20 protein-coding genes are annotated in these 18,599 nt (G+C 61.9%); 15 read left to right on the plus strand and 5 right to left on the minus strand.

All coding sequences use genetic code 11. The features are described from left to right. Positions 1–8: 8 nt before the first annotated feature. Positions 9–455: an Lrp/AsnC family transcriptional regulator gene (locus BLX89_RS14185; protein WP_075291580.1), complete on the minus strand. Its 447-nt coding sequence runs from the start codon at positions 453–455 to the stop codon at positions 9–11. A 136-nt stretch (positions 456–591) separates the two neighbouring features. Here BLX89_RS14185 and rocF point away from each other — a divergent pair, with 136 nt between their 5' ends. Both rocF and rocD read left to right on the plus strand, forming a co-directional pair. After that, positions 592–1,527 (plus strand): arginase, encoded by a 936-nt coding sequence (rocF, locus tag BLX89_RS14190; RefSeq protein ID WP_075291942.1) that lies wholly within the window; start codon positions 592–594, stop codon positions 1,525–1,527. Positions 1,528–1,542: 15 nt separating this feature from the next. Then, a complete protein-coding gene (rocD, locus tag BLX89_RS14195) occupies positions 1,543–2,748 on the plus strand; it encodes an ornithine--oxo-acid transaminase (protein ID WP_075291581.1) in 1,206 nt (401 codons plus the stop codon). Positions 2,749–2,799: 51 nt separating this feature from the next. Here the strand turns inward: rocD and BLX89_RS24805 are convergent, their stop codons facing one another. The 3 genes from BLX89_RS24805 to BLX89_RS14205 form a co-directional block, all read right to left on the minus strand. Then, positions 2,800–2,958, minus strand: coding sequence for a hypothetical protein (locus tag BLX89_RS24805; protein ID WP_198935151.1), 159 nt, complete (start codon positions 2,956–2,958; stop codon positions 2,800–2,802). A 77-nt stretch (positions 2,959–3,035) separates the two neighbouring features. Further along, positions 3,036–4,148, minus strand: a complete 1,113-nt coding sequence (locus tag BLX89_RS14200) for an AI-2E family transporter (protein WP_075291582.1) — start codon at positions 4,146–4,148, stop codon at positions 3,036–3,038. A gap of 118 nt (positions 4,149–4,266) precedes the next feature. Next, on the minus strand, positions 4,267–5,280 hold the full coding sequence (locus BLX89_RS14205; protein ID WP_075291583.1) for a zinc-binding alcohol dehydrogenase family protein: 1,014 nt from the start codon (positions 5,278–5,280) through the stop codon (positions 4,267–4,269). 100 nt (positions 5,281–5,380) lie between these two features. On the opposite strand from BLX89_RS14205, the gene BLX89_RS14210 reads away from it, so the two are divergent. The 11 genes from BLX89_RS14210 to BLX89_RS14260 all read left to right on the plus strand — a co-directional run bounded on the left by BLX89_RS14210 (position 5,381) and on the right by BLX89_RS14260 (position 15,282). Further along, the gene (locus BLX89_RS14210) at positions 5,381–5,791 is read left to right on the plus strand and encodes a winged helix-turn-helix transcriptional regulator (protein WP_075291584.1); all 411 of its coding nucleotides are present in this window, start codon (positions 5,381–5,383) and stop codon (positions 5,789–5,791) included. A 71-nt stretch (positions 5,792–5,862) separates the two neighbouring features. Further along, entirely contained in the window at positions 5,863–6,126 is a 264-nt protein-coding gene (locus BLX89_RS14215; protein ID WP_075291585.1) for an acylphosphatase, read from the plus strand. A 172-nt stretch (positions 6,127–6,298) separates the two neighbouring features. Further along, the gene (locus BLX89_RS14220) at positions 6,299–6,943 is read left to right on the plus strand and encodes a Rieske (2Fe-2S) protein (RefSeq protein ID WP_075291586.1); all 645 of its coding nucleotides are present in this window, start codon (positions 6,299–6,301) and stop codon (positions 6,941–6,943) included. Further along, positions 6,940–7,785, plus strand: a complete 846-nt coding sequence (locus tag BLX89_RS14225; protein ID WP_075291587.1) for an aromatic ring-hydroxylating oxygenase subunit alpha — start codon at positions 6,940–6,942, stop codon at positions 7,783–7,785. The genes BLX89_RS14220 and BLX89_RS14225 overlap by 4 nt, the downstream gene beginning before the upstream one ends. Then, complete coding sequence (locus BLX89_RS14230) at positions 7,785–8,444, plus strand: glutathione S-transferase family protein (RefSeq protein ID WP_075291588.1); 660 nt, start codon at positions 7,785–7,787, stop codon at positions 8,442–8,444. The genes BLX89_RS14225 and BLX89_RS14230 overlap by 1 nt, the downstream gene beginning before the upstream one ends. After that, complete coding sequence (locus BLX89_RS14235) at positions 8,441–9,814, plus strand: amidohydrolase (RefSeq protein ID WP_075291589.1); 1,374 nt, start codon at positions 8,441–8,443, stop codon at positions 9,812–9,814. Before BLX89_RS14230 ends, BLX89_RS14235 begins: the two co-directional genes overlap by 4 nt. Before the next feature lie 23 nt (positions 9,815–9,837). Beyond that, entirely contained in the window at positions 9,838–10,935 is a 1,098-nt protein-coding gene (locus BLX89_RS14240; protein WP_075291590.1) for a BMP family ABC transporter substrate-binding protein, read from the plus strand. Positions 10,936–10,941: 6 nt separating this feature from the next. Beyond that, entirely contained in the window at positions 10,942–12,459 is a 1,518-nt protein-coding gene (locus tag BLX89_RS14245) for an ABC transporter ATP-binding protein (protein WP_075291591.1), read from the plus strand. Then, positions 12,456–13,556, plus strand: a complete 1,101-nt coding sequence (locus BLX89_RS14250; protein ID WP_075291592.1) for an ABC transporter permease — start codon at positions 12,456–12,458, stop codon at positions 13,554–13,556. Before BLX89_RS14245 ends, BLX89_RS14250 begins: the two co-directional genes overlap by 4 nt. Further along, entirely contained in the window at positions 13,553–14,467 is a 915-nt protein-coding gene (locus BLX89_RS14255; protein ID WP_075291593.1) for an ABC transporter permease, read from the plus strand. Before BLX89_RS14250 ends, BLX89_RS14255 begins: the two co-directional genes overlap by 4 nt. A 155-nt stretch (positions 14,468–14,622) precedes the next feature. Next, positions 14,623–15,282, plus strand: coding sequence for a peroxiredoxin (locus BLX89_RS14260; protein ID WP_075291594.1), 660 nt, complete (start codon positions 14,623–14,625; stop codon positions 15,280–15,282). Between the two features lie 99 nt (positions 15,283–15,381). On the opposite strand, the gene BLX89_RS14265 is transcribed toward BLX89_RS14260, so the two are convergent. After that, positions 15,382–16,050: a GntR family transcriptional regulator gene (locus tag BLX89_RS14265; RefSeq protein ID WP_075291595.1), complete on the minus strand. Its 669-nt coding sequence runs from the start codon at positions 16,048–16,050 to the stop codon at positions 15,382–15,384. Positions 16,051–16,339: 289 nt separating this feature from the next. Here BLX89_RS14265 and BLX89_RS14270 point away from each other — a divergent pair, with 289 nt between their 5' ends. Further along, positions 16,340–16,819, plus strand: a complete 480-nt coding sequence (locus BLX89_RS14270) for a chemotaxis protein CheW (RefSeq protein WP_075291596.1) — start codon at positions 16,340–16,342, stop codon at positions 16,817–16,819. 326 nt (positions 16,820–17,145) lie between these two features. Then, a complete protein-coding gene (locus BLX89_RS14275) occupies positions 17,146–18,111 on the plus strand; it encodes an MBL fold metallo-hydrolase (protein ID WP_075291597.1) in 966 nt (321 codons plus the stop codon). The last annotated feature ends 488 nt before the right edge of the window (positions 18,112–18,599 follow it).

Below are 18,599 nucleotides of genomic sequence, written 5' to 3' on the forward strand. Positions count from 1 at the left end.
CGCAAACGTCAAACGATCGGCGTCGAAATCTTGCTGGTCTTCAGGAGAATGTTGGTCTCCGTCAGGTTGATACCGTCGATCAACCGGATACGCCGCAGCGTTTCGTCGAAACTTGAGAGGTCGCGATCGGTCAGCTCGGCGATGAAATCCCAGCGGCCGTTGGTGGAATGCAGCGACGTCACCTGCGGCATGCCGCGCAACTGGTCGGCCACCTTGTCGGCCATCTTGCCGTGAACCTCGATCATCACGATCGCCCTCACCCCGCCCCCATGCACCTCGGTTCCGGTACGGATGGTGAAGGCCGCAATGGTGCCCGACGAGACGAGGCGATCGATGCGGGCGGCAATCGTGGCGCGCGATACACCTGTCACGGCCGATAGCGCCGAAACGGAAGCGCGGGCATTGCGCCGAAGAGCGCCGATCAGTTCATAATCGAGGTCGTCAAGGCTTATCATTATGCGAACTCATACCCGTCAAAATGGTCATCTGATGTTATCTTTTTGACAGAATTTCCTCTTTTTGCCCACAGGCGAAACGGCAATAATGCCGGAAAATTCCAACAAGCGGCTTACGGAAATCTGCGGGGAAACCATGGCTGAAACCACCAAGAAAATTGCCCTCATCGGCGCTCCTCTTGAAGAAGGCTCCGGCCGTCGGGGTGCCGCCATGGGACCGGCTGCGCTGCGCATCGCCGGCATCGATACGATGCTCGCCGAGCTTGGCCACGATGTCACCGACGAAGGCGACGTGCGTCCCTTGCCGGCTCGCGACCTCGCCAACTATCCAGGCGCCAACAACCTGCAGATCGTCGCCGCCTTTACCCGCGAGTTGGATGCTGCCGTGCACGATGCCGCCCGCGCGGGAAGATTTCCGCTGATCCTCGGTGGCGATCATGCGCTGGCCATGGGCACGGTTTCCGGCATGGCGCGTTATGCCGCCGAGCAGAACCGTCCGCTCTTCGTGCTCTGGCTCGATGCCCATGCCGACTTCAATTCGCCGGCCACCTCGCCGTCCGGCAACATGCACGGCATGCCCGTCGCCTTTTATTGCGGCGAAGCTGAATTCGCGCCGATCCTGGACAGGAACCGCCCTCTGGTTGATCCGAAGCGGGTCTATCAGGTCGGCATCCGCTCGGTCGACCCGCGCGAGCGCGAGGAAATCAACGAGCATGGCGTCAATGTCTATGACATGCGCGCCATCGACGAGATCGGCGTTGCGCCGATCATGCGCGAGATCCTTGCCGAAGTGCGCGCACAAAATGGCCTCCTGCATGTAAGCTTCGACGTCGATTTCCTCGATCCAGACATTGCCCCCGGCGTCGGCACCACCGTTCCCGGCGGCGCAACCTTCCGCGAAGGGCACCTGATCATGGAAATGCTCTGCGACAGCGGCCTCGTCTCTTCGCTCGATCTCGTCGAACTCAACCCGTTCCTCGACGATCGCGGCAAGAGCGCCCGTATCCTTGTCGAAATGACCGCCAGCCTTTTTGGCCGCCGCATCTTCGATCGCCCCACCCGCAGCGCCTGAACCTCGGAGACCGCAATGAACACGACATCCGCTTTGATCGAAACCGAATACCGGCTCGGCGCCCACAATTACAAGCCACTCGACGTCATCCTGTCGCGCGGTGAAGGCGTTTATGTCTGGGATATCGACGGCAACCGTTATCTTGACTGCCTCTCGGCCTACTCCGCCGTCAACCAGGGCCATTGCCACCCGAAGATTCTCGCCGCGATGATCGAGCAGGCGCAGAAGCTGACGCTCACCTCCCGCGCCTTCCGCAACGACCAGCTCGCCCATCTCTATGAAGAGCTGGCGGCCCTCACCGGCAGCCACAAGATCCTGCCGATGAACTCCGGCGCCGAAGCGGTGGAGACGGCGATCAAGGCCGTGCGCAAGTGGGGCTATGAAGTGAAGGGCGTGCCGGAAGACAAGGCGGAGATCATCGTCTGCTCCAACAACTTCCACGGCCGCACCATGGGCATCGTCGGCTTCTCCACCGATCCGGATGCCCGCGCCAACTTCGGCCCCTTCGCGCCGGGCTTCAGGACCGTGCCATTCGGCGATATCGAAGCCTTCCGCAATGCCATCACCGAAAACACCGTCGCCTTCCTGATCGAGCCGATCCAGGGCGAAGCCGGCGTGATGATCCCGTCGGCCGGTTACTTCCCGGAAGTCCGCGCACTCTGCACCCGCCACGGCGTGACGCTGATCCTTGATGAAATCCAGACCGGCCTTGGCCGCACCGGCAAGCTGCTGGCGGAAGAGCATGAAGGCATCGAGGCCGACGTGACGCTGATCGGCAAGGCGCTTTCGGGTGGTTTCTATCCGGTCTCGGCGGTGCTTTCGAACTCCGAGGTTCTGGGCGTGCTGAAGCCCGGCCAGCACGGCTCGACATTCGGCGGCAATCCGCTTGCCTGCGCCATCGCCCGCGCGGCGCTGAAGGCCCTGACCGAGGAAGGCATGATCGAGAACTCGGCCGTCATGGGCGAGCGCTTCATGACCGGCCTCAAGGACATCCGCTCCAACATCATCAAGGAAGTGCGCGGCCGCGGCCTGATGATTGCCGTCGAACTCGTTCCGGAAGCCGGCGGCGCCCGCAAATATTGCGAAGCCCTGAAGGACCGCGGCATCCTCGCCAAGGACACCCATGGCGACACGATCCGAATCGCCCCGCCGTTGGTCATCAATGCGGATCAGGTGGATTGGGCTGTCGAGCAGTTTGCCGGCGTGCTTTCGGCAGCGTAATCAGCCAAACAACCCCTTGTGGCCGCAGCCATGCGGCCACATCACGCCCACTCAGACCGCAGGCGGCGAAACGAACTGGTAATAGGCCCAGACAAGCACGACGGCAGCGATCACGGCAAGCCAGATCAGGACCTTGCGCCCCTTGGGGCTGAGTTTCGGCGGCTCTTTCTGCGGCTTGGGGCGCTGAAACTTGATGACGTTGTCGTTCATGCGATCTTGGTTCCTCCCATACTTGGCGCACCGGCACGCGGCCGGGCACCCTTTCTGACGCAGTTTTCAGGAAATCGCTACCGTGCTTTTTCTGCCGGCATGGCATTTCTTGGTTCCGGCACCAGCCACGTCTCTCCGGTGGGCTGCGTGCGCGACAGGGAAAACAGCGACCAGACCGCCAGAAACAGAGCGGCCACCAATGGACCGACGACAAAGCCGTTCATGCCAATTGCCGAAATGCCGCCAAGCGTCGAAATCAGCACCAGCCAGTCCGGCATCCGCGTTGCGGCGCCCACCAGAGGCGGGCGGAGCAGATTGTCGATCATGCCGATCACGAAGACGCCGACAACGATCAGAATGCCCCCCTTGATATAGCTGCCGGCAATAAGCAGCGTCGCAGCCGTCGGTCCCCAGACGAGGAAGGCCCCCACCGCGGGCAGAAGCGACAGCACCGCCATCAGAGCGCCCCAGAGTAAGGCCGCCTGGATGCCGAGCAGCCAGAAGGCAATGCCACCGATAGTGCCCTGCAGCACGGCGATGATGACGTTGCCCTTCACCGTCGCCGAAACGACCGAGGAAAACTGCCGGATCAGATGATCCGTGTGGCTGCGGTTGAGCGGGCTTGAGGTGCGCAGCGTCGCGACCAGTTGCGGCCCGTCACGAAACAGGAAAAACAACAGATAGATCATAACCCCGAGGCTGATCAGCAGTTGCGCCGTGTTCTGGCCGATCGACAGCGCCCTGCTCGCGATCATCTGGCTGACCTGCCCGATTAAGGATGTGAGCCGCGCCTGGATTTCCGAAAATTCGGCCAGATTGAGGGCCGCCAAGGCGTCCAGCACGAAGCCCGGCAACATATCGCGTCCTTGCGCCAGAACAGCGGCGGGATCGAATTCGCGGTTGCTGAGGCGCGTGACGAGGCCGCTTGCCTCCCGCGTCAGCGACGCCAGAAGCAGCGAGACGGGAATGACCACGATGAAGACGCAGATCAGCGTGCTCGCACCCGCCGCCAGACCACGCCGCTCACCAAACGGCGTCGTGAGCCTGCCTTGCAACGGATTGAAGAGGATCGCGAGAATGACCGCCCACAGGATCGCTCCGTAAAACGGCAGAACGAGAGCAAAAAAAGCGATGGAGACGAGCACGACCAGCGTGATGAAACTGGCCCTCTGGATTTTCGACGTATTCAACACTCTTCTCCAAGCAGGGCTCCGTCCGGAAAGGATAACCTTCCCGAACAAGCCGACGCAACCGCCGGATTGTCGATACAGGCGAGATGCGTCTTCCAACCCCGGTGTTTGATGCCGCTTAAAACCCTTCGAGCACCATCTTGCCTTTGGCCTTGCCGCTTTCGATCACCGCATGCGCCTTCTTCAGATTGGCGGCATTGATCGGAGACAGCGTTTCCGTCACGGTCGATCGGATTTTGCCGGCATCGATCAAGTCGGCAACGGCGTTCAGGAGCTTGCCCTGCTCGTCCATATCCGGCGTTTCGAAGATGGGCCTTGTGAACATCAGCTCCCAATGGGTGGAAACCGACTTGCGCTTGAAACCCATGACGTCGAGCGTCGCCGGATCGTCGATCAGGCCGAAACGCCCCTGCGGCGCGATCAATTCAATGATCTCCTTCAGGTGCTGGTGCGTTTCGGTGGTCGAGAAGACAAAGGCAGGCGCGCCGATCCCAAGTGCCGCGACTTCCGCCGCCAGCGGCTTCGAATGATCGATTACGTGGTGGGCGCCGAGTTCCTTCACCCAGGCCTGCGTCTCCGGCCGGGACGCGGTGGCGATGACGGTGAGGTCGGTGAGCGCCCGGGCAAGCTGGATCGCAATCGAGCCGACACCGCCGGAACCACCGATGATCAGGATCGCATTGGCAGCTCCCGGCACCGGCTTTTTCACATCCAGCCGGTCGAACAGCATTTCCCATGCGGTGATCGAGGTCAGCGGCAGGGCGGCAGCTTCGGCATTGCCGAGGCTCTTCGGCTTTTTCCCGACGATACGCTCGTCGACGAGATGGAACTGGCTGTTGGCGCCGGGCCGGATCAGCGAGCCCGCATAAAACACCTTGTCGCCCGGTTTGAACTGGGTGACGTCCGGACCGACCTCCACGACCTTGCCGACAGCATCCCAGCCGAGCACCTTCCACTCGCCCTCAACAGGCGAGACATTCTTTCGGATCTTGGTATCGACCGGATTGACCGAGATCGCCTTGACCTCGACCAGCAGATCGCGCCCCGCCGCAACCGGGCGCGGCAGCTCGATATCCAAGAGGGCATCGTCCCTATCGATCGGGCCGGCAGATGCGTAACCAATGGCTTTCATGGCTCTTCCTTCGTCGCGTTGATATGGAGCCTAATTTGCGCTTATAATCATTTTAAGCAATACGCACAAGAACCGCCTATAGTGTAAAAAGGATACTGTTATGGCCAAGGCGCGCTACTCCCGTTTCGACTGCAGCCCCGGCTGCGCCGTGGAAGCCGCCATCGGGCTGATCGACGGCAAGTGGAAATCGGTGGTGCTGTTTCATCTTCTCGACGGCACGCTGCGCTTCAACGAAATCCGCCGCCATCTCGGCAGCGTCACACCGCGCATGCTGACGAACCAACTCAGAGAACTGGAAGACGATGGGCTGATCGAGCGCAAAGTCTACGCGCAGGTGCCGCCCAAGGTGGAATACACCCTCTCCCCGCTCGGCCGCAGCATGGAGCCTATCCTGCTCTCGCTGAAGGTGTGGGGTGATGCCAATATCGGCCTCTACGGCAAGCCGCGCGGCCACGATCCACGCGAGCCGGCCAATGACGGCAAGATTTCTCCACAGAGCGCCAGTGGCTGAGTGAAAATCGTCAGCTTGACGAAGCCGTGCCGTCACGCTCAAAGATGGGCGCAAGACAGGAAAGTGCGGACATGACGGAACACCAGCAGGGCAATTTTCACGAGCGCATGACGATCACGGGCGAGCTCGATGCCGCATCCTTCCTGCCCTGGATCCGCCGCCATGCCGCCAAGCTTGGCCTTTCACAGGAAATTTCCCATGCTGATGCCGAGCGCATCGAGCTTGAGCTTGCAGGTCCCGTAGAGCTGATCGACATGATGGAAATGGGCTGCTCGCTTGGCCCGATCGATGTCTGGGTGGAGACCATTGAACGCGCGAAGATTGAAGCACGCTGAGCATCTTCATCCTATGCGGTTATTCCCAGTCCTGAATATGTGCAACTTATTTAATCATCGTTGCCATTGCGGAATATTTATGCAAACGTGCATTTCGCTGAACAGACGGACAACACTTCAAGTGGCCCATCTTTAACCGGCAAAACGTTGAAATTGTTCAGAGAGCTTACCCATGCATACCCTTACGACCGGCCCTTGGACGCCAGTCGCGCTTTCCGCCGATCTGCCGGTGGGAACCGTTATTCCGGCGCGTATTCCTGCCGGCTCGATCGCCCTCTGGCGCAGCGAAAGCGGGCGCCTCTCCGCATCCGCTGATCGCTGTCCCCATCGCGGCATGAGCCTATCGCACGGCTTCGTGCGCGGCGAAAACCTGTCCTGCATCTATCATGGCTGGAGCTACGCCCGGAGCGGACAATGCATTCGCATCCCCGCCCATCCCGGCCTGGAACCGCCGGAAACCATTCGCGCCAAGACCTTTACAGTTGAGGAAGTGGGCGGCGTGATCTGGGTGGCCACCGATGAAGCCACGACGGCCCCGCCTGCGTTTGAAGGCCTGGCACCCCTTCGCTCGATGACAACGACGGCCGGCATTGCCGCAATTGAGGCCGCTGCCGGCGCCAAGGCAAGCGCCGAAGGGCTTGTCGTGCCGGTCGGTGACACGCTCTGTCTTCTCGTGTCTACCCGCGATGATGGGCAGACACTGATCCATGTGCTCGTGACGGGCGCGGCGAGCGCAGAGGCCCGTATCGGCGCGTCGCGCGCTGCGGAAAGCCTGCGCCGGGCCGCCGAGGCTGTTCAGAAGGAGAACGCAGCATGAGCGTTCAAGCCATGATCGACGAATGGTATCCGGTCGGCATCGCCGCCCAGCTTGATGCGGCTGGCCGCAACACCATGCTGATGGGCGAGCCGATTGTCGTTGCCAAGGATGCCAATGGTCAGGCGAAAGTGACGGGCGGCAATGGCCGCTTGCTGCCGGTCAAGATGCGCTACGGCCATGTCTGGACCTCGCTCGGTGAGCCGAAGAAAGACCTGTTCCCGATCCCCGAGGCAGACCAGCCCGGCCGCCGCTTCGTCGATGTCGGCGTTGTCCGCGTGCGCTGCTCGCCGCTGCGCGCGGTCGAAAATTTCCTCGATGTCGCCCATTTCCCCTTCGTTCACACCGATATCCTCGGCGCCGAGCCCCATACCGAAGTGCAGAACTACAAGGTGGAAATCCGCGAGGACGTGGATGAGGTCTGGGCAACGCAGGTGAAATTTTACCAGCCGCAGGCGGCGAAATCCGCAAGCGGCGGCATCACCACGGAATATATGTACCGCGTCGCCGCCCCGACCTGCACGGTTCTCTACAAGACTTGCCCGCCGCGTCCCAGCGAATGGGATGTGATCACCCTCTTCGTGCAGCCGCTGACTGAGGAGCTTTGTGACGTCTGGCCGTGGATGGCGCTGTTCGATGACGAAACGTCGATGACCGATCTCATCCATTTCCAGCAGACGATCTTCCTGCAGGACCGCTCGATCCTGGAAAACCAGATCCCCCGCCTGCTGCCGCTCGATCCCGGCATGGAAATTCCCACACGGGCGGACCTGACCTCTATTGCCTATCGTCGCTGGCTGAAGCGCCACAACTATACCTACGGTGCGCAGCTGGTGGCCCAATAATGAAGCTCTACGACTACATCCTCTCGCCCAGCTGCTACAAGGTTCGCCTGATGGCGGCGCTGACCGGCGTGAAGCTAGACCTCCGCCCCGTCGATTTCCACCCCGGCCTTGAGCATCGTAGCCCTGAACTGCTGGCGCTCAATCCGGCAGGCTCGATCCCGATCCTCGAAGAGGGTGATCTGATCCTCACCGAATCCTCGGCAATACTCGTCTATCTCGCGGCACAGGCCGCCCCTGAATGGCTGGCAGGCACGAAGCCGGAAGAGGCCGCAAGGGTGCAGCAATGGCTGTCCTTCTCCGGCCGGCTGACGGCAAATCTCGGCGGCGCGCGGCTGCACGAAATGCTGCTGCGCCCCGGAGATATCGGCGCGCTGCAGGCCCAGGGCATCGCCGCCCTTCGCGAACTCGAAGCCGGTCTCGTCGAGCAGAACCTGCGCGGCGAACGTTTCCTTGCGGCAGATCGGCCGACGGTCGCCGATATCGCCTGCTTCCCCTACGTGGCGCTGGCGCCGGATGGCGGGGTTTCGCTCGATCCTTATCCGGCAATCCGCCTGTGGTCGCGGGCACTGCGTTCGCTCGACGGCTTTATCGAAATGCCGGGCATTCACCGGCTGCATGAACTGAAGGCCGAACCAACGGTCGAGGAAAGCAAGGCATGAGCGGATACCTCCTGAAAAACTGCGCGGCCGTGGTCGTCGACGAAGGCAAGGGGCCGATCGTCAAGCGCAACGTCGATCTGCTGACCGATGGCCCGGCCATCAAGGCGATCGGCGAAAACCTCGTCGCGCCAGTGGGCGTCACGGTTCAGGATGCGACCGGGTGGTTTGTCTATCCCGGCCTCGTCAACACCCACCACCACTTCTTCCAGTGCTTCGTGCGCAACCGCGCCGATCTCGACTGGACCAAACTTTCGGTCATCGAGTGGCTGGACAAGATCTATCCGATCTTCTCGCAACTCAACGAGGAATGCTTCTATCATTCCTCCGTCACCGCCATGGCCGAGCAGATCAAGCACGGCTGCACCACCGCCTTCGATCACCAGTATAATTTCCCGCGCCATGCCGGAAAGCGGCTGATCGACCGCCAGTTCGAGGCGGCTGACCTGCTCGGCATACGTTTCCACGCCGGTCGCGGCGGCAATACGCTGCCGAAGTCGGAAGGCTCCACCATCCCCGACGAGATGCTGGAAACGACGGACGAGTTCATCGCCGATTGCGCCCGCCTGATCGACACCTATCACGACACCAGCCCCTTCAGCATGCGCCAGGTCGTCGTCGCGCCCTGCCAGCCGGTGAACTGCTACCGCGAGACCTTCGTGGAATCCGTCGCACTAGCGCGGGACAAGGGCGTGCTGATGCACACCCATGTCGGCGAAGGCGAAAGCCCGGTCATTCTCGCCCGCCACGGCAAGCGCACCGTCGATTATCTCGAAGAACTCGGCTTTGCCGGTCCTGACGCCTTCTACGCCCATTGCTGGGAACTGACCCATGATGAGCTGCGGACAATGGCGGCGAGCGGCACGGGCGTCGCCCATTGCCCGGAACCGGTCTATCTCGTCGGCGCCGAAGTCACCGATATTCCGGCCATGGCCGCGCTCGGCGTGCGCGTCGGTCTCGGCTGCGATGGTGCGGCCTCCAACGACAACTCGAACCTGATGCACTGCCTGCATTCGGCTTACATGCTGCAATGCCTCGTCGCCTCCACCCGCAGGCATCCCGTTCCGCCCCCGGTCGATTTCCTTGGCTACGGCACGACGGGCGGCGCGAGCCTGCTCGGCCGTAGCGATATCGGCCGTCTCGCCCCCGGCATGGCGGCGGACCTGTTTGCCATCAACACCCGCCGCATGGATTATGTCGGCACGCGGCACGATCCCCTGAGCCTCATCCCGCGCGTCGGCATCGGCATGGCGACCGACATGACCATGATCAATGGCCGCATCGTCTGGCAGGACGGCGCGTTTCCGGGCCTCGACGAAGCCAAGCTTGCCGCCAACGCCGAGGCGGCGCTCGCCACCGTGAATTTCTCATAAAAACCAACAGAGGGAATAAGAACATGACCAACATTACCCGTAGAACCCTGATGAAGGCCGCAGCCGCCACCGGCCTTGCCGGCGCGCTCGGCAGCCGCATGGCCTTCGCCGCCGACGAGCCTTTGGGCATTGCCCTCGTCATTCCCTCGCCGATCGGCGATGTGGGCTGGGGCCATGCGCTTGCCGCCGGCCTCGAGCCGATCAAGGCCGCCTATGGCGACAAGGTGAAAGTCACCATCCTCGAAAACATTCCGGAAGGCCCGGATGCAGACCGCATCATGAACAAGACCGTCGCCGACGGTAACAAGTTCCTGATCGCCGGCTCCTTCGGCTACCAGAACGGCGCGCTGCAGATCGCCCGCCGCGACCCGAGCGTTACGGTCCTTCACGCTTCCGGCTTCCAGGTCGCGCCGAACTTCTCGCCTTTTGCCGCCAAGTATTTCCAGGGCACCTACCTGCTCGGCATGGCCGCCGCCGCTCTTTCCAAGACCGGCAAGCTTGGCTCCGTCTCGGCCTTTGCCATCCCGGAACTGATCACCTCGATCAATGCGTTTACGCTCGGCGCCCAGACCGTCAACCCGAACATCGAAGTCTCGGTCGTCTGGGTCAACTCCTGGTTCGACCCGGCCACGGAGCAGGAAGCCGCCAAGGCGCTGATCGCCCAGAATTGTGACGTGATCTTCTCCAACGCGCAGGACACGCCATCCGTCATCTCCGCGTGCGAGGAAGCCGGCGTCTATTCCTTCAACCTCAATTCCTCGATGAAGAAGTACGCCGAGAAGACCTATCTCGGCTGCGTCGCCACCGACTGGTCGCCCTTCTTCAAGGCTTCGGTCGAAGATCACCTCGCCGGCACCTTCAAGGGCGCGAACGCCTTCCTCGGCGTTGCCGACAAGGTTGTCGAGGTCACCGACTGGAACCCGGCTATCCCGGCCGAGACCATGACCAAGATCAAGGAACTGGAAGCCAAGATCGCAGACGGCAGCTTCTCGCCCTTCACCGGCCCGCTCACCAAGGCTGACGGTTCGGAAGGCGTGGCTGCCGGCGTGACCATGGCCGATGCCGAGATCGTTGCCATGGACTGGCACGTCAAGGGTGTAGCAACACCGCTGCCGAAGTAAGCCGATATGACCACCCCGCTCCTGTCGCTGCGCGGCATTTCCAAGAGCTACGGACCGATCAAGGCCAATCAGGAGATTGACCTTGATGTGGCCGAGAATTCGATCCATGCGATCCTCGGGGAAAACGGGGCGGGCAAATCGACGCTGATGAAACTCATCTACGGCGTGGAACAGCCGGACGGCGGAACCGCCGTCTGGCAGGGAGAACCCTTGCACCTTGCTTCGCCCGCCGAAGCGAGGCGCCGGGGCATCGGCATGGTCTTCCAGCACTTCTCTCTGTTCGAGACCCTGACGGTGGTGGAGAATATCCGCCTCGTCGTGCCCGGTCGCAAGGCCGAGCTCACCGAGCGCATCCGCACGCTGGGCCGCGATTTCGGGCTTGAGGTCGATCCGCTTGCGCATGTGCATGCGCTCTCCGTCGGGGAGCGCCAGCGGGTGGAAATCATCCGCTGCCTGATGACCAATCCCAAGCTCTTAATCCTCGACGAGCCGACTTCGGTGCTGCCGCCGCAGCTGGTCGAGAAGCTTTTCGACACCCTGCGACGCCTGCGCGATGGCGGCGTTTCCATCCTCTTCATCTCCCACAAGCTGGAAGAAATCCGGGCGATCTGCGACCGCGCCACCATCCTGCGCGGCGGCCGCGTCACCGGCCATGTCGATCCGCGCGAGCATGACGCCCATGATCTCGCCCGCATGATGATCGGCCGTGACATGCCCGAGCCGATGCCGGCCGTGGCAACCGAAGGCGGCGACAAGCAGCTCGAGATCATCGGCCTCAGCTACACGCCGGACGATCCCTTCGCCGTGCCGCTCTCGGATATCACGCTGAGCGTCCGCGCCGGCGAAATCCTCGGCATCGCCGGCATTTCCGGCAACGGCCAGAGCGAGCTTGCCGGGCTGATTTCCGGCGAGACTGTCCTCGGCCGCGAGCAGCACGACCGCATCTTCATGATGGGCAAGGACGTCGGTCAGCTTCCCGCCGCCGCCCGCCGCAAACTCGGCTTCGCCTTCGTGCCGGAAGACCGGCTGGGACGCGGTGCCGTTCCGGAAATGTCGCTGGTGATGAACAGCCTGCTGACCGCCCATTCCCTGAAGCTCGTGAACGGCGGCCTCGTCGACAAGTCACGCGCCACCGCCTTCACCAATGACTGCATCCGCGACTACGACGTGCGCACCCCCGGCCCGGAAGCCGAAGCCGGCGCGCTTTCCGGCGGCAACCTGCAGAAGTTCATCGTCGGTCGCGAGATCATGCTGGCGCCGAAGCTGCTGTTCGTGGCGCAGCCGACATGGGGCGTCGATATCGGTGCAGCCTCCGCCATCCGCCGCCGGCTGATCGCGCTGCGCAACGAAGGCATGGCCATCCTCGTCATATCGGAGGAACTGGAAGAGCTGTTTGAACTCTCGGACACCATCCAGGTCCTGCACCACGGCACCTTGAGCCAGCCGCTGGTGACCCGCGACACGAAGGCCGAGGAGATCGGCCGCTACATGATCGGGGCGAGCCCCATGAAAGCCTCCGCATGAGCCTGTTTGCCTCCCTGCCCCATCTTGTCCGACGCCAGCGCGCCTCTCTGGCGGCCACGCTGATCGCACCGCCTGCAGCACTTGCCGTCGCCATCGTGCTCAACCTTATTCTTTATATGATCATGGGTCGCGATCCGCTCGCCGTGCTGCACGCCATGGTCCTCGAACCCTTCCTCTCCTGGGCCTCTTTTTCGGAAGTGCTATTGAAGACCGGCCCGCTGCTTCTGATCGCGCAGGGCCTCGCCATCGGCTTTCGCGCGAAGGTGTTCAACATCGGCGCGGAAGGCCAGTTCATCCTCGGCGCGATCTTCGCCTCGGCCATTCCCGTCTGGTTTCCGCAGGCGACCGGCGGCTGGATCTGGCCGGTCATGCTGCTGCTCGGCGCCATCGGCGGCGCGCTCTGGGCCTCGATCACCGCCTTCTGGCGCGTGCGGCTTAATGCCAACGAAATCCTCGTCTCGCTGATGCTGAGCCTCGTTGCCGCGCAGTTTCTTTATTACCTGCTGCTTGGCCCCTGGAAGGACCCGGCCGGTTTCAATTTCCCGCAGTCCGTGATGTTCCAGTATGACGCCATGGTGCCGACGCTGATTGCCGGTACGCGGCTCAATGTTTCGATCCTGATCGCGCTCGCCCTGTCCATCGTCGCCTGGGTGTTCATGGAAAAGAGCTTCATGGGCTACAAGCTGCAGGTCGGCGGCCTTGCCCCGCGTGCGGCCGGTTATGCCGGCTTCAAGGAAAGCCGCGCGATCTGGCTGTCGTTGCTGATCGGCGGCTTTGCCGCAGGGCTTGCGGGTGCGGCGGAAGTCGCAGGACCGCTTGGCCAGTTGCAACGCTCGATCTCCACCGGCTACGGTTATGCCGCGATCATCGTCGCCTATCTCGGCGCGTTGCATCCCATCGGCATCATCATCTCCTCCGTCGTCATGGCGGTCATCTATATCGGCGGCGACAACGCTATGGTCTCCGCCAATCTGCCGATTGCCGCCGTGCGCGTCTTCCAGGGCAGCCTGCTGCTCGCCTATCTCATCGCCGTCGCCTTCGTGCGCTACCGCCTTGAATGGCCCGCCCAAACATCCGCGAAGGGGAGCACGCCATGAACGCCATCGAGTTCATCCTGGCCGGCATGCTGGCGGCCGCGACACCCTTCCTGCTAGCAGCCCTCGGCGAAATGGTGACAGAGCGCGCCGGCGTGCTCAATCTCGGCGTCGAGGGGCTGATGGCGCTCGGCGCGGTCATCGCCTTCATCGTCGTCTATCATGGCGGCGGCCACTTCTTTGCCTTCATCGCCGCGGGCATCAGCGCCACTCTGCTGTCGCTGGTTTTCGCCTTCGTCGCGCTCGGCTTCCGCGCCAATCAGGTGGCGACCGGCCTTGCCATCGGCATCCTGGGCCAAGGCCTGTCTGCCCTGTTCGGCAAGACCTATGAGAGCCTGACGGTGAAAGGCCTGCCGAAGATCGCCATTCCCGGCCTCTCCGACATCCCTGTCGTCGGTGGCCTGTTCGAGCGGGATATCGTCGTCTGGCTGTCGCTCTTGGCGACGCTGGCGATCTGGGCGACCTTCGCCTTTACCAAGACCGGTCTCGTCATCCGCGCCGTCGGCGAGAACCCGAAGGCGGCGCACGCGATCGGCTATCCGGTCATCGCGGTGCGCGTCGCGGCCATCGCCTTCGGCGGCATGATGGCGGGTTTTGCCGGCGCCTATGCCTCGGTTATCTACACGCCTCTCTGGGCCGACGGCATGATCGCCGGCCGTGGCTGGATCGCGATTGCGCTGGTTGTCTTCGGCACATGGCTGACGGGCCGCATCTTCCTCGGCGCCTGCCTGTTCGGCGCCGTGTCGCTGATGAGCCTTGCAGCGCAGGCAACCGGCCTCGACCTGCCCTCGCAGCTCCTCTCCAGCCTGCCCTACATCGTCACCATCATCGTTCTCGGCATCATCTCCGCAGATCGCCGCCTGCTCAAGCTCAACGGCGTCGCCTCGCTCGGCGAACCGTTCGAGCGGCGGTAAACCATTCCCAGGATTGGCGAAATTTCGCAGTTCTTGGTGCGCCCGGGAATAATCTTGGAATAAACTTGCTTGAAGAAGGGTGCGCAAGCATCGAAAGTGACGCCTGAGGTTTGCCGCCCCGCCGCGGCGCGACATTGTGAGAGAGGATCGACCCCATGAGCTTACGCATCAATCAGACGGCACCGGACTTTACCGCCGACACGACCCACGGCACCATTCAGTTCCATGACTGGATCGGCGACGGCTGGGCAGTCCTGTTCTCTCATCCGAAGAATTTCACCCCGGTCTGCACGACCGAGCTGGGCACCATGGCGGGTCTCGAAGGCGAGTTCCAGAAGCGCGGTGTCAAGATCATCGGCATCTCGGTTGATCCGGTCGAGAACCACGCCAAGTGGAAGCAGGACATCAAGGTCGCGACCAGTTTCGACGTTGAATATCCGCTGATCGGCGACAAGGATCTGAAGGTCGCCAAGCTCTATGACATGCTGCCCGAAGATGCGGGCTCCTCCTCCGAAGGCCGTACGCCCGCCGACAACGCGACGGTTCGCTCCGTCTACGTCATCGGTCCGGACAAGAAGATCAAGCTGATCCTCACCTACCCGATGACCACCGGCCGCAACTTCAACGAAATCCTGCGCGCCATCGATTCGATCCAGCTCACCGCCAAGCATCAGGTCGCGACCCCTGCCAACTGGCAGCAGGGCGACGACGTCATCATCACCGCAGCCGTTTCCAACGAAGATGCCATCACCCGCTTCGGCTCCTTCGACACCGTGCTGCCCTACCTGCGCAAGACCAAGCAGCCAACCGCCTGATCTCGATCGCCCCGACCAAAACCGGACCCTGGCTGCGCGGCGCAGCCGGGGTTTTTCTTTTCGAAGGGCAGGATGGAGCATGCTGAGCCTCAGAAACCTTTACTTCCGCCCCCTTTGCAAGGCCGCCAGTACCGAGCGCTCCGACCTCAGCAGGTAGGCATCCAGCTGCTCTTCTGCGGCAGCGATGGCTCCCTGCCGAAGCAAGTCGAGCAGGGAAGCATTCAGCGCGATGTAGGGCTCATGCAGATGATCCGTATCCCTGAGCTGCCCGAACACAAGCCGCAACTCGGCAAGGACGAGATCGAAGCCGGCGCTGAGCCGCGGGCTGTCGCAAAGCTCAACCATGGCGCGGTGATATTCCATGTTCGTGGTCCCGACCTGACGCCAGTCGCCCTCAGCTTTTGCAAGCTCCGCCTGTGTGACGAGCGAGCGCATACGATCAAGCGCCGGATGGCCGGGCGTTGCCGCCTGCACGGCACCCATTTGAACGACACGCCGCACGCGGTAGATATCGATGACGGCGGCCTCGTCAGGCGCCACGACAAAAACGCCGCGATTGGGAATGTGGGTCAGCAGACCCTGGCTCGTCAAAAGGCGGAAAACCTCGCGCAGGGTGTTGCGAGAAATGCCGAAATGGCCTGCGATCTGCTGTTCTGAAAGCCGTTCAGCAGGCGCAAACGCGCCCGCGATCAGCATATCCCTGATGTTGGCGGCTATGCGGCCGGCAAGCGACTGCTGCGCGTCTTCCCCGGATGATACGTCCACCATTACTGGTTTTTCCGCATGTCAATTCTGCCTTTCTGACAGACGAAAACTCGATGTGCGCCGCCCTCTCGCCAAATATACGACGTGCCGATAACTGCGAGCATCTTTTTAACGATTTTTCTTTTATAATCGCACTTATGGCGCAAGCGATCCCGAAGATCGCGCATGAAGCACTGCGCCCGGACCGGATGTAGCCGGCAATCCAGATCATTTTCCGACGCTCATGCCGCACGTCCCAGGCGCAACGTGCGCTGCATCTGCGTGAGGGTTTACGGCGCAGGAAGGAAACGAGATGACGACTGCTTTGAAAATGGCCGGCTTTGACGGTGAAACGCTCGAGATCATCGCGTTCCGCCTGCATGATCAGGAGTTCTGCGTGCGCACGACGACAATCCGCGAAATCCGCGGCTGGGCGCCGTCGACGCCGATCCCGCATTCTCCGCCGGAAGTCATCGGCGTCATGAACCTGCGCGGCACCGTCATCCCGATCATCGACCTCGCCCACAAGCTGGGCATGAAGAGCACAACCGCCAACGAGCGCAGCGCCATCGTCGTTGCCGAAGTGCACAACATGGTCATCGGCCTCGTCGTCGACCGCGTTTCCGATATCCTGACCATCCAGGGCAATCAGGTTCAGCCGGTTCCAGAAATCACCACATCCTTCGACAAGAGCTATGCGGAAGGCATCATCGCCAATGAAAACGGCATGATCTGCTTCCTCAACCTGGCCCGCATGTTCAAGGAACGCGAGATGGACGACATGGCGGCCTGATCGCCGTTTATTCGTTTCGTGACATTCAAGGGGCGGCCGCAGGGCCGCTCTTTTCGTTTTTGGGCTACTTTTCTGCATCATCCCAGACGTTGAGGCGCGTGACGACATTCGTGCCGAACACATGACTAACAGTCTATACCGGGGCGCCGCACGGGATTACCGATAGGCACATGGACCAGTCGAACGCCGACCTGTTTAGGCTCGCGCGGTCCTGATCGAAGCAACCCTGAGCCGTCGGCCGCCACCACCACGGCTCTGCTCCGGCACCGTTTCCTCCCGGTGTCGGAGCATCCCTCAATCGGATCCAAGCTCCAAGGAGACCTGCCATGTCCCGCGCTTCCATTGCCACCGAGATTCTCTTCGATCAAAACCGCCGCCGGTTTCTCGGCCTCGGACTTTCACTTGCAGCTTTTTCGCTTCTGCCGAAAAGGCTCTTAGCCGCTGAAGCGCCGTCCATCAAACAAGGCGCCTTCGATATCACCGTCCTCAGCGACGGTTTCATCAACCTTCCCGCCAGCATTATCATGCCGGAAGCCAGCGAGGACGAGCGCGATGCTATCCTGAAACGCCTGGGCGGCACCGTCGAGGCGACGCCGACACCGTCGAACATTCCGTTGATCCGGACCGGCAATGACCTGATCCTGATTGATGTCGGCTCCGGCGACAATTTCCAGGCGACGGCCGGCATGCTGGAAACCAACCTGAAGCTCGCAGGGATCAACCCGGCCGATATCACCAAGGTCGTCTTCACCCATGCCCATCCGGACCACACCGGCGCGACGGTGAAGAAGGATGGCACGCTACGCTATCCCAATGCCGATTATATCGTTGGCGAAGCCGAGTGGACTTTCTGGACCGATCCCGATTTTGAACAAAAGTATCCTGAGCCGCTGCATGCCTTCGCTGTTGGCGCCAAGCGTGACCTGCTTGCCGTGAAGGATCGGGTGCGGATGGTGAAGGCCGGCGACGACATCGTGACCGGTATGCGCGTACTCGACACGGCCGGTCATACGCCAGGTCACATCTCGCTGGAACTGGATGGTGGCGACGGCATGATCATCACCGCGGATGCGGCAACCAATGGTGTGGTTTCCTTCGAGCATCCCGGCTGGAAATTCGGTTTCGATACCGATCAGGAGCTTGCAATCCGGAACCGGATGAAGCTGATGGACCGGGTTGCGACAGAAAAGACCATGCTGATCGGCTATCACTGGGCCCATTCCGGCCTTGGCCATGCAGAGCGAGAAGGCACCGCCTATCGTTATGTGCCGCTGAACGGCGCCAAGCTTTGATATCTCCAGATCCAGCGCGCGGACACGATTTTCGTCTCCGCGCGCAAAAACGCCGGAGAGAAAGACAATAAGGCCGGGGCGCCGGAAGCTGCCGCACGGAAAATTATAAAGATGACACCTTCCGGTGCCCCGTTCGGTTTCCAGCAACGCCCCCCGGTTCCTCTTCCAACGGTTGGCGGCGACCCTTTCGGGGTGACACATGCGGACAAGCCGCCATGCACGAAAGGCCAGATGGCCAGTTGCCGCTCCTCTAGCGCCTCACAGGCGCGCACCACTCTCTTTCAAGCAGCAGGGGAACCATTCCGACGTCTCCCTGAACGAAGGCTTGCGTCGCTCCTCCGCCAAGATACCGGTTGCGCCTCGTCGCGACGCCTCGCGATGCAGCCGATGACACAACGCGATGATGGTGGCACAGGCTTAAGATGCGGGGATAAACGGGGAGAAGAATAGTCGCCGCCAAACGAAGAATCGACGCCGAAGTGAGCGGG

The sequence above is a fragment of the Pararhizobium arenae genome (assembly GCF_001931685.1).
GTDB lineage: Bacteria > Pseudomonadota > Alphaproteobacteria > Rhizobiales > Rhizobiaceae > Pararhizobium > Pararhizobium arenae.